The organism is Bradyrhizobium sp. CCBAU 65884, from assembly GCF_028128835.1.
Lineage (GTDB): Bacteria > Pseudomonadota > Alphaproteobacteria > Rhizobiales > Xanthobacteraceae > Bradyrhizobium > Bradyrhizobium ottawaense.
The window spans coordinates 1-14,273 of the sequence record NZ_LBJU01000103.1 but is presented as its reverse complement, the minus strand read 5'-3'; the positions used below and the strand labels follow the sequence as shown (position 1 = coordinate 14,273).

At 64.7% G+C, this 14,273-nt stretch carries 11 protein-coding genes and 1 pseudogene; 8 read left to right on the top strand and 4 right to left on the bottom strand.

Annotation, left to right across the window (positions count from 1 at the left end; all coding sequences use genetic code 11):
• Positions 1-41: 41 nt before the first annotated feature.
• From XI03_RS10710 to XI03_RS10700, 3 genes are all read left to right on the top strand, one after another.
• Positions 42-932 carry an N-formylglutamate amidohydrolase gene (locus XI03_RS10710; protein WP_018316156.1) on the top strand — a complete coding sequence of 297 codons (891 nt, stop codon included), beginning with the start codon at positions 42-44 and terminating at the stop codon, positions 930-932.
• Positions 933-1,464: 532 nt separating this feature from the next.
• Entirely contained in the window at positions 1,465-2,247 is a 783-nt protein-coding gene (gene hisN, locus XI03_RS10705) for a histidinol-phosphatase (RefSeq protein ID WP_028140016.1), read from the top strand.
• A 19-nt stretch (positions 2,248-2,266) separates the two neighbouring features.
• Positions 2,267-3,232 carry a Bug family tripartite tricarboxylate transporter substrate binding protein gene (locus tag XI03_RS10700; RefSeq protein ID WP_028140015.1) on the top strand — a complete coding sequence of 322 codons (966 nt, stop codon included), beginning with the start codon at positions 2,267-2,269 and terminating at the stop codon, positions 3,230-3,232.
• A 236-nt stretch (positions 3,233-3,468) separates the two neighbouring features.
• Here the strand turns inward: XI03_RS10700 and XI03_RS10695 are convergent, their stop codons facing one another.
• Positions 3,469-4,359, bottom strand: coding sequence for a LysR substrate-binding domain-containing protein (locus tag XI03_RS10695; RefSeq protein ID WP_028140014.1), 891 nt, complete (start codon positions 4,357-4,359; stop codon positions 3,469-3,471).
• Positions 4,360-4,447: 88 nt separating this feature from the next.
• Here XI03_RS10695 and XI03_RS10690 point away from each other — a divergent pair, with 88 nt between their 5' ends.
• Positions 4,448-5,200, top strand: coding sequence for a sulfite exporter TauE/SafE family protein (locus XI03_RS10690; protein WP_038972869.1), 753 nt, complete (start codon positions 4,448-4,450; stop codon positions 5,198-5,200).
• Between the two features lie 44 nt (positions 5,201-5,244).
• Here XI03_RS10690 and XI03_RS10685 read toward each other — a convergent pair whose 3' ends face one another.
• Entirely contained in the window at positions 5,245-5,877 is a 633-nt protein-coding gene (locus tag XI03_RS10685) for a LysE family translocator (RefSeq protein WP_271592124.1), read from the bottom strand.
• A gap of 249 nt (positions 5,878-6,126) precedes the next feature.
• Here XI03_RS10685 and XI03_RS10680 point away from each other — a divergent pair, with 249 nt between their 5' ends.
• Entirely contained in the window at positions 6,127-7,923 is a 1,797-nt protein-coding gene (locus tag XI03_RS10680; RefSeq protein ID WP_271592123.1) for an adenylate/guanylate cyclase domain-containing protein, read from the top strand.
• Between the two features lie 196 nt (positions 7,924-8,119).
• Positions 8,120-10,882 (top strand): di-heme-cytochrome C peroxidase, encoded by a 2,763-nt coding sequence (locus XI03_RS10675; protein ID WP_271592122.1) that lies wholly within the window; start codon positions 8,120-8,122, stop codon positions 10,880-10,882.
• Between the two features lie 138 nt (positions 10,883-11,020).
• Here XI03_RS10675 and XI03_RS10670 read toward each other — a convergent pair whose 3' ends face one another.
• Positions 11,021-11,968, bottom strand: a complete 948-nt coding sequence (locus tag XI03_RS10670) for an alpha/beta fold hydrolase (protein ID WP_028140009.1) — start codon at positions 11,966-11,968, stop codon at positions 11,021-11,023.
• 221 nt (positions 11,969-12,189) lie between these two features.
• Here XI03_RS10670 and XI03_RS10665 point away from each other — a divergent pair, with 221 nt between their 5' ends.
• Together XI03_RS10665 and XI03_RS10660 are read left to right on the top strand one after the other, a co-directional pair.
• Complete coding sequence (locus tag XI03_RS10665; protein WP_028140008.1) at positions 12,190-12,651, top strand: Hsp20 family protein; 462 nt, start codon at positions 12,190-12,192, stop codon at positions 12,649-12,651.
• A 347-nt stretch (positions 12,652-12,998) separates the two neighbouring features.
• Positions 12,999-13,769, top strand: a complete 771-nt coding sequence (locus tag XI03_RS10660) for an alpha/beta fold hydrolase (RefSeq protein ID WP_271592121.1) — start codon at positions 12,999-13,001, stop codon at positions 13,767-13,769.
• Positions 13,770-14,001: 232 nt separating this feature from the next.
• Here XI03_RS10660 and XI03_RS10655 read toward each other — a convergent pair.
• A pseudogene (locus tag XI03_RS10655) lies at positions 14,002-14,273 on the bottom strand (hypothetical protein); the annotation flags it as partial.

Here is a 14,273-nt window from a genome sequence, read left to right as displayed (position 1 = left end):
CGAGGCCCGGATCCTGCCGCTAAGGGACGAAGCCTGAGAAGATGACCCGGTTTGACGGCGAGGTGTCGCCAGCCTTCGAGATCGTTGAGCCCGCGCAATGGCGCGCGCCTGTCATCTTCAACTCGCCCCATTCCGGCTCGACCTATCCGGACGAATTCCTCGCGGCGTCCAGGATCGACCTGCCGACGCTGCGGCGGTCCGAAGATTCCTTCATGGACGAGCTGATCGGCCACTTGAGCGAGCGCGGCTTTCCGACCGTGCGGGTCAACTTTCCCCGCTCCTATGTCGACGTCAACCGCGAGCCCTATGAGCTTGATCCCCGCATGTTCAGCGGACGGCTGCCGAGCTTTGCCAATACCCGCTCGATGCGGGTCGCCGGCGGCCTCGGCACCATTCCGCGCGTGGTCGGCGACGGCCAGGAGATCTACCGCGACCGCATCCTGGTCGACGATGCGCTGGGGCGGATCGAGACGCTATACAAGCCCTACCACCGCGCGCTGCGCCGGCTGATCAACAAGGTGCACCAGATGTTCGGCACCGTGGTGCTGGTCGACTGCCATTCGATGCCCTCGGTCGGCGTCAGCAGGGACGAGCCGCGCCGGCCCGACGTCGTGATCGGCGACCGCTACGGCACAAGCTGCACCCCGCTTCTGCCCGACCGGGTCGAGGAGACCATGACCGGGCTCGGCTATTCGATCGGCCGCAACAAGCCCTATGCCGGCGGCTTCATCACCGAGCATTACGGCAATCCCGCGAGCGGCCTGCACGCGGTGCAGCTCGAGCTCAACCGCGCGATCTACATGGACGAGCGGCGGCGCGAGCGGAGTGCACGCTTTGCGCAAGTGGCGTCCGACTTCGGCGTTCTCGCCGACGTGCTGGCGACCACGATTCCGTTCGGCGATCTCGGCCCGTTCCAGGCCGCGGCAGAATAGGCGCCGGCTTTTCTTCGTCAGATCGTATTGTCTGTGATCGGGCGAACGCGTCTTCGCTTCGCTTTCGCTGCGCACCTTGAAACGAAAACGACAGGCCCAAAGAAAAAAGGGCCGCTCGCGAATGACGCAAGCGGCCCAAGTCTAGGGAGGAAACGCCCAAGGAGGGCAGCGGTAACGCCAAGCGCTACCGCACCGCAACAATATGCGACCGCGCCGCACAAAGTGCAAGGGCTTTTGAGCCATTTCCCATGCAATACGCACATGGCTCAATTGCTTCTATGGAAACCCAGATTCAGTTTCTTTGATAAGGAATTTCAATGGGTTGATTGTCATTTGCATACGAACAAGGCATATTCGGAACTAAGTTTTCAACTCTGTGATCGATATTTGGCCAGCAGATGACTTGGATGGGGCAGCAGCGTTCGGCATCCAAAATACCAGGGTGCAAGATCAAGACAGCGCTGCACGCGGGAGGCGAATTGAGCTAGGCAAGAGGGAGCTCCATCCAACCTTCGCTTTGAGGATTCGGCCTGTGACGGTGATCGACTTTTCCGCCTTCATCGGACGGCTCGCCACCGCCTCCGGCGAAACCATCCTGCCGTTCTTCCGCACCTCGCTGTCGATCGACGACAAGAGCAAGACCAAGGATTTCGACCCCGTCACGGAGGCCGACCGCGCCGCGGAGGCGGTGATGCGGCGGCTGATCAAGGCCAACTTCCCTCAGCACGGCATCGTCGGCGAGGAATTCGGCAATGAGCGCGAGGAGGCCGACTATGTCTGGGTGCTCGACCCCATCGACGGCACCAAATCCTTCATCGGCGGCTTTCCGATCTGGGGGACGCTGATCGCACTGCTGCACAAGGGCGCGCCGGTCTACGGCATGATGCACCAGCCCTTCATCGGCGAGCGCTTCTCCGGCGACAACGGTTCGGCCAACTACAAGGGCCCGTCGGGCGAGCGCCGGCTCCAGGTTCGCCGCTGCGCCTCGCTTTCGGAAGCCACGACCTACACCACCAGCCCGCTCCTGATGAACGAGCGCGACCGCGCCATTTTCAGCCGCATCGAGAAGGGCGCGCGTCTGTCGCGTTATGGCGGCGACTGCTACTCCTATTGCATGCTGGCGGCCGGCCACGTCGATCTCGTGGTCGAGACCGAGCTGAAGCCTTACGACATCGCCGCGCTGATCCCGATCGTGACCGGCGCCGGCGGCGTCGTCACCACCTGGGAAGGCAAGCCGGCCCAGGGCGGCGGCCGCATCGTCGCGGCCGGAGATGCCAGGGTTCACGAAGAAGCACTGAAGCTGCTCAACCAATAACACGCGAGCGGAGGCTTGCATGACCATCTCACGCAGGCTTCTTCTTGGATTATTGCTGCTGCTGCCATCAGTGGCGTCCGCTCAGAATTTCCCGGCCAAGCCGATCAAGCTGATCGTGCCGTTTCCGGCCGGCGGGCCCAACGACATCATCGCGCGGGTCATCGGCCAGCGCATGTCGGAGCTGTCAGGGCAGCCGGTGCTGATCGACAATCGCGGCGGCCAGGGCGGCGTGCTCGGCACCGATGCGGTCTCCAAGGCCGCCCCCGACGGCTACACCATCGCGATCTCCTCAGCCGGCGCGCTCGCGATCAGCCCGAGCATGGAGAAAGTCGCCTACGACACCTTGAGCGACCTCACACCGGTGACGCTGGTTGCGACGGTGCCGGAGATGCTCGTGGTCGCCACCAACGTGCCCGCCAAGGACATCGGCGAATTGATCGCTCTGGCCAAGGCGCAGCCGGGAAAGCTCAACTTCGCCTCTTCCGGCCCCGGCAGCCTGCCACATCTTGCCGGCGAGCTGTTCAAGCTGACGGGGAAGATCGACATCGTCCACGTGCCCTATCGCGGCGCAGCTCCCGCGGTGAACGATCTCTTGGGCCAGCAGGTGCAGATGACGTTTCTCGATCTCCCCGTGCTGCTGCCGCAGGTCAAGGCCGGCGCGCTGCGGCCGATCGCGATGGGCTCGGCAGAGCGCGCCCCGACCGCACCTGACGTGCCGACTCTTTCGGAAGCGGGTTTTCCCGATCTGCGCGTCGAGAACTGGTACGGCATGGTGGCGCCCAAGGGCACGCCGAAGGAGATTGTCACGGCGCTGCACGCCCTGGCGACGAAGGCGATGGCCGATCCCGCGGTGAAGGAGAAGCTCGCCGCGCAAGGCGCGACGCTGATTGGCGACGAGCCGGAGCATTTTCGCAGCTTCATCGCGGATGAGACCAAGAAGTGGGCGAAGGTGATCAAGGACGCCGGGGTGGAGACGGCGAAGTAGTTCGCGTTTTCGCTGGGTAAGCACCACCTTCACAACGCGACAGGTGCGTTCCCTCCCCCCTTGCGGGGGAGGGTTAGGGAGAGGGGGCCACACGGGGACCCCATCGATCTCTCTTCTTCACGACAGAGGCACCTGTTCCTGGACTACCCCTCTCCCCCGCCCTCCCCCACAAGGGGGGAGGGAGCGCAGTTTGCTCGCTGCGGGAGCGTGCCTCACACTAGCGCAGCAACAACTGCTCACACCGCCTCTGCCCGCAGATGCTCCACCAGCATCTTCGCAGGCCTTGGCAGCGTCTTGAAGCTGCGCGCGCAGATCACGAGCTTGCGGTTGGCCCAGGCATCGCGTAGCCGGACCATGGCGAGCGGCATCAGTTTTGCGCAGCGGCGGGCGGCGGATATCGGCACCAGCGCGATCCCGACGTCGGCGGCGACCATCTGGCAGATCGCATCGAAGTCGCGCAGGCGCGCGCGGTAATGCGGGCGCATGCCGAGCCGGGCGGCGTGCTTCGAAATGTGCATCTGGAGCGCGGTGGCGCTGGTGAGCCCGACGAAGTCGCAACTGCCGGCTTCCTGGAAATCGATCTGGCGGCGACCCGCGAACGGGCCGCGCCGCGACGTCACCAATGTCAGGTGGTCCTCGCTGAACACGAAGCGCTCAATATGGTCGGGCAGCGCGTGCTCGGCGGCGAAACCGAGGTCGGCGGCGCCTGCGGTGATCGCCGCCGCGATGTCGGTGCTCTCGCGCTCCTCGATGTCGATGGCGACGTCGCGGTGTTCGCGCAGGAAGCCGGCCAGCGCCTTCGGCAGATGTTCCGACAGGCCCGAGGTGTTGACGAGGAAATGCACGCTGGCGCGCACGCCGCTGGCAAAACCGGCGAGATCGCCGCGCATGGCATCGATCTGGTGGATCACGAGCCTGGCATGATCGAGCAGGCTCTCGCCGGCCGCGGTCAGCTCGACGCCGCGCCGCCCGCGCTTGAGCAGCGCGACGCCGAGCGCGTCCTCGAGCCCCTTGATGCGCGCGCTGGCCGAGGCCAGGGCCAGGTGCGACCGCTCGGCGCCGCGGGTGATGCTGCGCTGGTCGGCGACCGCGATGAAGAGCTGGAGGTCGACGAGGTCAAAACGCATGGCAGATCTCCCAGCCTTCGTTCAGAGCGAAGGCTTACTCCGTAACCTCCAGATTGTGCGCCCGCGCGGCTTCGGTCAATGTGCTGGCATGATCGACCCGCTTCTCATCGTCATCGCCGCCGTGTTCCTGATCGCCGGATTCGTCAAGGGCGTGGTCGGGCTCGGCCTGCCGACGGTGTCCATGGGCCTGCTCGCGGTGAGCATGACGCCCAGCCGCGCGATCGCCATCGTCATCGTGCCAGCCATCGTCACCAACATCTGGCAGACCTTCGTCGGCCCGTATCTGCGTGACATCCTGAAGCGGCTGTGGCCGCTGATGATCGGCACCGTGATCGGATGCTGGCTCAATGCCGGCGCGCTGACCGGGCCGCATGCGCGCTACGGCACGATCGTGCTCGGCGTCCTGCTCGTCATCTATGCCGTGATCGGTCTGAACAAGTTCCAATTCCGCGTCGCGCCGCAAAACGAGAAATGGGTCGGCGGCGTGGTCGGTGTCGTCACCGGCGTGATCTCGGCCTCGACCGGCGTGCAGGTGATCCCCTCGATGCCGTTCATGCAGGCAATCGGCATGGAGAAGGACGAGCTGGTGCAGGCGCTCGGCGTGTTCTTCACGACGGCGACACTGGCGCTCGCCTTCAACCTGACGGCCGTTGGGCTGTTGACGCCAGCCAATGTCGTCCCGGGCGCGGTGGGCATGGCCATGGCTTTTGCCGGCATGTTCGTGGGACAGTCGGTGCGAGCACGGATGCCGGCCGAAGCGTTCCGCCGCTGGTTCCTGATCGCGATGATCCTGCTCGGCCTTTATCTCGCCGGCAGTGCGCTGGCGAAGGAGTTCGTTTGAGGGAAGATCGCCCTACGCTGCCCGCATCATTCGTTCGAATGAGCCTACCGCGTCTCCAGCATGGCGACGCGGATGCCGAGATAGATGAAGAGGCCGCCGAGGGCGCGGTTGACCCAGGCGATCACGCCTTCGGATTCGCGCAGCCGGTGGGCGGCTTTGGCCGCGAACGCGGCCAGCACCAGGCACCACAGCGTGCCCGTAGAGATGAAGATCAGGCCGAGCGTCAGGAAGGCGAGCGGCTTGTGCGGTGAATCGGCCGCGACGAATTGCGGCAGGAAAGCCAGGAAGAACAGCGCGACCTTGGGATTGAGCGCGTTGGTGAAGACGCCCTGGAGGAAGACCCGCCGCAGCGAGCTCCGCACCTGCTCGTCGATCGCCGCCGCCAGCACCGGGCGCGACCACAGCATCTGAAGCCCGGTGAACACGAGATAGGCCGCCCCGACCAGCTTCAGGATCGAGAAGGCGGTCGACGAGGCCATCAGCAGGGCCGAAAGCCCGATCGCGGCGGCCGCGACATGGACGAAACAGCCGCAACTGATGCCGAATGCGGCCGCGGCGCCGCCCCGCCAGCCCATCTGCATGCTGCGGCCGATGACGTAGACGGAGTCAGGCCCCGGCGTGATGTTGAGCAGCACGCCCGAGAGGATGAAGAGCCCGATTTCGTGAATGCCCAGCATGCAAAGGTGCCCCCCTGCCGCCCGTTCCGGCGGTCGCAATTCCGCTTAGTCGGTTCGGCGGCCGCCGTCCACCGCCGGGATTGCGGAGGATTTACCTCGAATTTGCAATGCGGATCATGCTTCCGCTCGGCCACATCTGCTTTATAAAGGCGAGGTTCTTGAAATGCGGGATTCGCGTCGACTTGCCACGCCGTGGCCAGTCCCAGATCCCTTCTCGATCCCTTCACGATCCCTTGGAGCTTCCGGGATATGGAAAGACGTCTGGCCGCCATCGTCTGCGCCGATGTCGCCGGCTATTCGCGCATGATGGGCAGCGACGAGGCCGGCACCCATGCCGCCTTCAAGGCCCATCGCAGCGCGATCCACCCGATCATCCTCAATCACGGCGGCCGCGTCGTGAAGAACACCGGCGATGGCTTCCTGCTGGAGTTCCCTTCGATCGTCGGCGCCACCGAGGCCGCGATCGCGATGCAGACGCTGATGGCGGAGCGCAACCACCATCTGCCGGCCGACCGCGCCATGCAGTTCCGCCTCGGCATCCACATGGGCGACGTCATCGCCGATGAGGACGAGGTATTCGGTGACGATGTCAACATCGCCGTCCGCCTGGAGTCGGTCGCGAGCCCCGGCGGCTTTGCGATCTCGGCCAAGGCCTACAAGGAGGCGAGCAAGCATCTCAGCGTGCCGCTGGTCGATGCCGGCAATCATCGCTTCAAGAACATCAAGGATGCAATCGGGGTCTGGACCTGGACGCCCGAGGGTGCACCGGCGCTCGCGCCCGAGCTCCGGGAGGCGTCCGCCCTCTCGCAACAGTACCGCACCGCGATCGTCGGCGTGCTGCCGTTCGCCAATCTCAGCGATGCCCAGGACGAGTATTTCTCCGACGGCCTCACCGAGGATCTCATCCACGCACTGTCGCTGCAATCCTTCTATCGCGTGCTGAGCCGCAACTCGACCTTCGCCTTCAAGGGCAGGAACACCAGCACCCGCCTGATCGCGCGCGAGATCGACGCCACCTATTTGATCCAGGGTTCGGTGCGGCGTGCCGGCGCCAAGATCCGCGTCACCGCCGAGCTGATCGCCCCGGAGACCGGCGAGCAGCTCTGGACCGGCCGTTACGACCGCGACATCGGCGACTTCTTCGCGATGCAGGACGAGATCACGACCAATTTGTCCGCCGCCATCGCCACCGAGATCGTCCGCGCCGAAGCCTCGGCGCCCGCGCGACTCTCGACGGACGTCACCGCCTGGGATCGCTTCCTCAAGGGGCTGTCGCATTACTACCGGCAGACCAAGGAGGACCTGACTGCCGCCGTCGATCTGTTCCGGGAAGCCATCAGGGTCGATCCCAAGCTGTCGATCGCGCACGCCTATCTCGCCACGATCCAGATCCAGAGCATCCAGTTCGGCTGGGTCAAGGGCACGCGCGAGATGTGGGCCGAGGCGATGAACCTCGCCGAAACCAGCGTCCGGCTCGACCCGCGCTCGTCCTTTGCGTTCTCGATCCTGTCCTGGGCGCACGCCATGGAAGGGCATTACGAGGCGGCGATGGACGCGGCCAAGCGCGCGGTCGCGCTCAATCCCTACGACATGGGCGCGCGCGGCGTGCTCGGCATCTGCCATTTCGTCATCGGCGAGCACCGCGAGGCGATCGAGATGTTTTCGATGGCCGCGCAGCGCGACAACAGCGACCCGCGCTACCAATGGGCGGCGCTGAACGCCTTCAGTCATTATCTGTTGCGCCAATATGACGCGACCCTGTCATGGGCGCGCGAGCAGCTCTACATCAACCCCAACCACATGCAGGCGCTGGCGATCCGCGCCGCGGCCCTGGCACAATTGGGGCGGAGTGCCGAGGCGAGCGAAGCGACCTCCGTGCTGATGGGCAATTACCCGACGCTCAATGTCGATCGTCACTTGCGCAACTTCCACTGGAAGCGGCCCGAGGATCTCGCCCACTATCGCGAGGGGCTGCTGAAGGCCGGCGTGCCGCTCGGCAAACTGACCCTGGTTCAGAGCGACGTCAAACGCGTCGCCGAGTCCTGACCGGCAGGCCACGGTCCCCCCGCAGCCGTTCCCTTAGGTCTTTGGCGAGACCCCGCCTGCACTTGTTGACAGAACAGTGAATTCGGCCACACTTCGCCACACGCTCAAGTAGTATAGCTTGCTGCCGGTTTGTTAGGACTTTCCGCGCTTGATCGGCGCCTCATTTCACGATTCGCTGTTTTCAGGATTTTGGGCCATGCATGACCCCGCTTCGAAACCGCCGTTCGACCCCTCGATCCAGGTCTCGCCGAACAATCCCTGCCCATTCCTGCGCGGCCTCGTCGGCGAGGGCTTTGTCGAGGGCGGCACTGTCCCGCTCGGCAAGCTGTCGGAGACGATCGCGAACGCGACCGGCGAAACCGGGCTGAAGAAGGCGTCTGCCCGGCTTCAGGTCCGCGGCGTGGCGCTCATCGCCAACGGTCTCGGTCACATCCTCAAGAGCATCTTTTCGGGCGCGCAACTCGATGCGCTGCGCGGCGGCCCGCTGGACAAGCGCGGTGCCGGCTCGCGCATCCTCGGAGTCGACGGCAAGGTCAACGAGGACGAGATCGCGCGGCTCGCGAGTTTCGGCCGGACTTACACCGATCCGAACGGCGGCTCCGAGCTGGGCCTCAACGCCTCGGAAATCGACATCTTCATGCGCGACAACCTCAAGCGCGCCGGCAGCGCCGCGCGCTGGTACTACCCGCTGCTGATGAAGTTCGAATGGCCGATCCTCCTGAAGATCATCGGCAAGGGCAGGGGCGAGGATCGCTATCTCGGCGTTGCCGACGTGCGCACGCTGTTCAACGAGCGCCAATTCCCGGCGCGCATCAACGAGCGGCTGGTCCCGCCGGTGCTGTCGACCTGCCAGCGCGTGGTGCGGGGCGCCCTCAAGCTTGCGGCCTTGCTGATCGCCGTCGGCCTCGTTGCCCTCGTCGCGGTCGCCGAATTCCCCAATCAGGTTCGCGCCATGCTGCCGCAGAAGGGAATTCTCGTAAATCTCTTGCCGCCGCCCTTGCCTGCGGTCCCGGAGACGAAGGCGGCCTTCTGGCTCGAGCAGAACTGGTCGCTGAAGGACCGGCACTGGTTCCATCATGCCAGCCAGGGCACCGCGACCTTCCCCGTGCCCTATGAATGGTTCATGGCGCTGGAGCAGCCACGCCTTCATCTATTCTCGAAACCCGGCATGATGAAGGAGAGCGCCTATCTCGAAGGCTTCGGCTTCATCCCGAGCCCGCAGTCGATCCAGACCGACACGACGACGTTGCGCCGCTTCGGTTACGCCAATGTCTATGAGACGACGCAGGTGCCGGACTGGTCGACCAGATGGACGCCAGTGGAGAACGTCGACGGCCTGCCGGTCGGATTCGCGCGGATGACCGGGGTCGTCGATCCCGCGACCGGCCGTCGCGAGGAAGACAAGATCGGGTTGACCTGCGCGGCCTGCCATACCGGCCAGATCCATTACCAGGGCGTGGACGTGCGCTTCGACGGCGGCCCGGCCATGACCGACCTGAAGAAGCTGGAGCTCTCGACCGGCCTGTCGATCGCCTACACCCTGTATGTCCCGTTCCGCTTCCAGCGCTTTGCCGATCGCGTGCTCGGCCCCGATGCCAGCAAGACGGATCGCGCCGCGCTCAAGCAGAAGCTCAGCGCGATCGGCACGTTCCTGATCGACTGGGCGAAAACCCAGCAAAAGACGGTTGAAAGCAAGAAGACCTGGAACGGCAGGCAGCAGCAGGACACGGAGGAAGGGTTCGGCCGCCTCGACGCTCTCAATCGCATCGGCAACCAGGTCTTCTCGCAGGATCTCGCGCTGAGCGGGGTCAAGGGCTTCGAGAAGAACCTGCATGCCCAGGATGCCCCGGTCAGCTACCCCGCGATCTGGACCGTGCCCTGGTTCAAATTCGCCCAGTACGACGCATCGATCGAGCAGCCGTTAATTCGCAATGCCGGCGAAGCGCTCGGCGTGACCGCACTGCTCAACCTGTCCGACGCCTATCCGGAGGACCGGCTGTGGCGGTCCTCGGTGAACATCAGGACACTCGGCTGGATCGAGGACATGCTGAGAGGCCCCGATCCGTTCAAGCCGGCCGATCCCTCCGCCGATCCGAAATTCGGCGGCCTGCTGGCGCCGCAATGGCCCTCGCAAATCCTCGGCGATGCATGGCGGCTGAAGCCCGATCGCGTCGAGCGCGGCCGCGCCATCTATGCCGAGATGTGCTCCGGGTGCCACCTTCCGGCCATCGACACGCCCGCCTTCTGGTCATCGAAGCATTGGGAGCCGAGCGGCGACAGCAAGGTGCTGAACGCGGTCACGATTCCCCTCAAGGAGATCAAGACGGATCCCGAACAGTCCCTTGTTCTCAGCAACAGGATCGTCGATGTGCCCGGCTTCCTGAAGGTGAATACGGCCGACCTCCAGACATGGTGGCAATGCGACATCCCCACCGCGAGCAAATCGCCCAATGAGATGGTCTATGCGCTCGGCCTCATGACGGTGGTCGATCTCGTCGCCCGCAAATGGATGGACGACGAGAAGGTCCCGGAGGCCGAACGGGCGAAAATGTGGAATCTCGCGCGCAAGAATTGTCTCAATCCGGCGCCTGACCCGCGCTATCGGGCGCGGCCATTGAACGGCATCTGGGCTACCGCACCTTACCTGCACAACGGTTCGGTGCCCTCGCTGTTCTGGTTGCTGAAGCCGGCGAACGAGCGCCCGACCAAATTCTGCATGGGCCGCCGCGACTATGATCCCGTGACCGTCGGCTTTGCGGTGACCGCGGATGAGAAATGCAAGACGGGCGAAACGCAGTTCTCGGCGGGATCGGAGAAGGACCCGATCCAGGGCAACAGCGTGCTCGGCCATTCCTTCGAGCGCAAGGAAGGCGAACCGAAGCGCGATGGCGTCATCGGCCGCATGTTCAAGGACGATAACGAGCGCTACGATCTGATCGAGTATCTGAAGACGCTTTAACGCGACCAGAGTTCTTCGTCTCGTCATGGCCGGGCTTGTCCCGGCCACCCACGTTCTTGCCTCGCCGAACCGAAGTGCGTGGATGCCCGGGACAAGCCCGGGCATGACGAGTTTGTAGCGCGATGACGCGCTCTTTCCTCACTTGAACAACGGCGTGCCCGGCACGAAGGCGTCGAAGGCGGCCCAGAACTGGGAGCGGTAGCGGTCCTGCTCCTGGAGGATCTCGTGCTTGGCGCCGGCGATCACGAGGTGGGAGCCGGCGCGCAAGTGATAGGCGAACTCCTCGATCGCCGCGGTCGAGACCACCGCGTCGTTGGAGGCCGCCAGCATCAGGATCGGCTGGCGGATCTGCGAGGGGTAGTTCTTGCCCTTGAAGGTGTTCATGGCGCGGAAGGCGGTATCGGCCCAGGCCACGGTCGGTGATGCCAGCCCGAGCGTCGGGTCCTCCTCCAGGATCGCGGCATTGCGCGCATAGCGTACCGGATCGCTGGTCACGGGATTGTTGATGAAGGGATCGAGCCCGGTGAGACGGTCGCTGCCGCCGGGGACATAACGGCCCCCCTGCCCGAGCAGGCGCATGGTCTTGAGCAGCGCACGCACCGGAAGCGAGGTGGTGCGGCCGGGCAGGTCGATCATCGGCGCCGACAACACCATGCGGTCGAACCAGCGCTTGCCCGCATGCGCCACCCGCAGCATCACCGTGCCGCCCATGGAATGGGCCAGCGCGAAGAACGGCGGCGGGCAATCCGGCAGCACGACCTGCTGCACGAACGCCTCCACGTCGACCTCGAAATCGGAGAAGTCGCGCACATAGCCCTTGCGCGGGTCGCGCAGGCGGCGCGAGGAATGGCCCTGCCCGCGCCAATCGATCATTGCCACTGCAAAGCCGCGGTCGCGCAAATCGCGCACGGTCTCGAAATATTTCTCGATCTGCTCGCTGCGTCCGGTGAAGACGCAGACGGTGCCCTTGCGGTTCGCCGGCGGCGCCCAGCGCGCAAAGCGCAGCTCGGCGCCATCGGGCGTCTTGATGGTACCGCTGACGACGTCTTCGGGGACGGGATTGGACGGGATCGAGACCAGCGTCATGATTGGAAGTGCTTGGGCGCGAAGTGCTGCAAATCAAGGGGCGGGAGCGCCGAAAAGGCGCTGATTGCCGCCCTCTTGAACGCCGTCTCGTTCCACCCATATCATCTTCGTGCAGGCCGCTACCAGTGTTTCGGACCCGGAACATCAGGCTGCACACAGACTAAAGCCCGGCCCGATTGGCGGGCGGGTTACCCAACAGTCGCTCAATGGAGGACTAGACCATGCGTAGCTACGATCTCACCCCCTTCTACCGTTCCACCGTCGGCTTCGACCGCCTCTTTAGCCTGCTCGACCAGGCCAGCTCGGACGGCAGCCCCGGTTATCCCCCCTACAACATCGAGCGTACCGGCGAGAATGCCTACCGCATCACCGTTGCGGTCTCGGGCTTCGCCAGGGATGAGCTCTCCATCGTCGCGAAGGAAAATACGCTGACGATCAAGGGCGAGAAGGTCGCAGGCGAGAACAGCAAGAACGAAGTGATCTACCGCGGCATCGCCGCGCGTGCATTCGAGCGCGCCTTCCAGCTCGCCGACTTCGTGCAGGTGAAGGACGCCTCGCTGGAAAACGGGCTGCTTCACGTCGACCTCGTCCGTGAGATTCCCGAGGCGAAGAAACCGCGCCAGATCGCGATCAATACCAGCGCACCGAAGGCGCAGGTGATCGAGAACTCGGTCGCCGCCTAACCACGGCACGCCACTTCCAGGTTTGAGAAAACGCCCCGGTGCCCCGGGGCGTTTTTTTACTTGTCCAGTTGTGTCGCGAAACGCCGCGAGTAGCCCCGCAGCGACTCCTGCGTCATATATTTCGTACCGGCCTGTTTGTCAGTGCCGCAGAATCCAGCGGCGGTTTTCGGTTGAAATGGAAATACAGGTTGGGCCTGTCGTTCTACGTTACCCCCACTGCAAGCTCGCCCACGCGTCCCGTACACGCCCGACCAAGACGCTGCTCACAGGTAGGTGACTGAGCGTAACGCCGCTGCCCCACGCTCCGTCCTTTGGACATCGAACACAAAACGAGACGGAGCACGATCATGTCACTTTGGCGCAGCTTTTTCGTCGCCGCGAGCCTGTTGGCGGCCCCCCTCAGCCTCGCTCACGCGCAGACACCGCAGACGGTGAAAGCAAAGAACGTCGTGCTGGTGCACGGCGCCTGGGCCGACGGCTCGAGCTGGTCGGAGGTGATCCCGATCCTCCAGGCCGCGGGCCTGCATGTCACGGCCGTGCAGAATCCGCTGTCGTCGCTTGCGGACTCGGTCGAGGCGACCAGGCGCGCGCTGGCCGAGCAGGACGGACCGACCGTGCTGGTCGCGCATTCCTGGGGCGGCACGGTGATCAGCCAGGTCGGCACCGATCCGAAGGTCACCGGCCTCGTTTATGTCGCCGCACGTGCGCCCGATGCGAACGAGGATTTCGTCGCGCTGTCGAAGCAATTCCCGACCGGCCCGGTGCGCGCCGGCATCGTCGAGCGCGACGGCGACACAAAACTTTCGGAAGACGCCTTCCTGAAATATTTCGCCAATGGCGTGAAGCCGGAGCAGGCCAGGGAGCTTTATGCCGTGCAATGGCCGACTGCCGCGTCGATCTTCGCCGGCCGCACCACGGAAGCTGCGTGGCATTCGAAGCCGAGCTGGTACGCGGTGTCGAAGAACGACTACACCATCAATCCGGATCTCGAACGCTTCCTCGCCAAGCGCATGAACGCCACCACGGTCGAGCTCGATGCCGGCCACCTCTCGCTGGTGTCGCATCCGAAGGAGGTCGCCAATTTGATCCTGGAAGCCGCGGGATATCCGCGGAGCTGAAGCGATCGCTGAAATGCGGAAGGCGCCTGAATTGCTCAGGCGCCTTTTTTGTTTTGCCCGGCCGTCGTCCCTGCGAACGCAGGGACCCATAACCACAGGGAGCAGTTTGGCGAAGATTGGTCGTTCGGGACTCGCACCTCATCCCCACCGATAGAACACGCGGTATGGGTCCCTGCGTTCGCAGGGACGACAGCGTGGGTGTGGCTGGCGCTATCGCATCAAACTCGCGACGCTAATCCAGCCCCTGGGCCGCCGGCATCTCCTGCGTCGGCAGGATCGTTGGGGCCGGCTTGGCCTGACCGACGGTCGGCGCGACGGTTTGCGGTGTGGCCTCGCCCGCCTTCGCCTGGGCGGCAGCGGTCTGCTGCGGTGCCTGTGCCTGCGGCGCTTGAGCCTGCTGCGTCACAGGCTCGGCCGGCTTGGCGGCGGCGACCGGCGTCTCGCTGCGCGGCGGGGCGGCCCTGGGCAGCGGCACGGTGCGGCTCGCCACGTGCGGGATCGAGG

Excerpts from the sequence above, each read along its gene's own strand:
- XI03_RS10710 (WP_018316156.1), top strand. The coding sequence starts at position 42 with ATGACCCGGTTTGACGGCGAGGTGTCGCCAGCCTTCGAGATCGTTGAG.
- XI03_RS10700 (WP_028140015.1), top strand. The coding sequence starts at position 2,267 with ATGACCATCTCACGCAGGCTTCTTCTTGGATTATTGCTGCTGCTGCCA.
- XI03_RS10695 (WP_028140014.1), bottom strand. The coding sequence starts at position 4,359 with ATGCGTTTTGACCTCGTCGACCTCCAGCTCTTCATCGCGGTCGCCGAC.
- XI03_RS10690 (WP_038972869.1), top strand. The coding sequence starts at position 4,448 with ATGATCGACCCGCTTCTCATCGTCATCGCCGCCGTGTTCCTGATCGCC.
- XI03_RS10685 (WP_271592124.1), bottom strand. The coding sequence starts at position 5,877 with ATGCTGGGCATTCACGAAATCGGGCTCTTCATCCTCTCGGGCGTGCTG.
- XI03_RS10680 (WP_271592123.1), top strand. The coding sequence starts at position 6,127 with ATGGAAAGACGTCTGGCCGCCATCGTCTGCGCCGATGTCGCCGGCTAT.
- XI03_RS10675 (WP_271592122.1), top strand. The coding sequence starts at position 8,120 with ATGCATGACCCCGCTTCGAAACCGCCGTTCGACCCCTCGATCCAGGTC.
- XI03_RS10670 (WP_028140009.1), bottom strand. The coding sequence starts at position 11,968 with ATGACGCTGGTCTCGATCCCGTCCAATCCCGTCCCCGAAGACGTCGTC.
- XI03_RS10665 (WP_028140008.1), top strand. The coding sequence starts at position 12,190 with ATGCGTAGCTACGATCTCACCCCCTTCTACCGTTCCACCGTCGGCTTC.
- XI03_RS10660 (WP_271592121.1), top strand. The coding sequence starts at position 12,999 with ATGTCACTTTGGCGCAGCTTTTTCGTCGCCGCGAGCCTGTTGGCGGCC.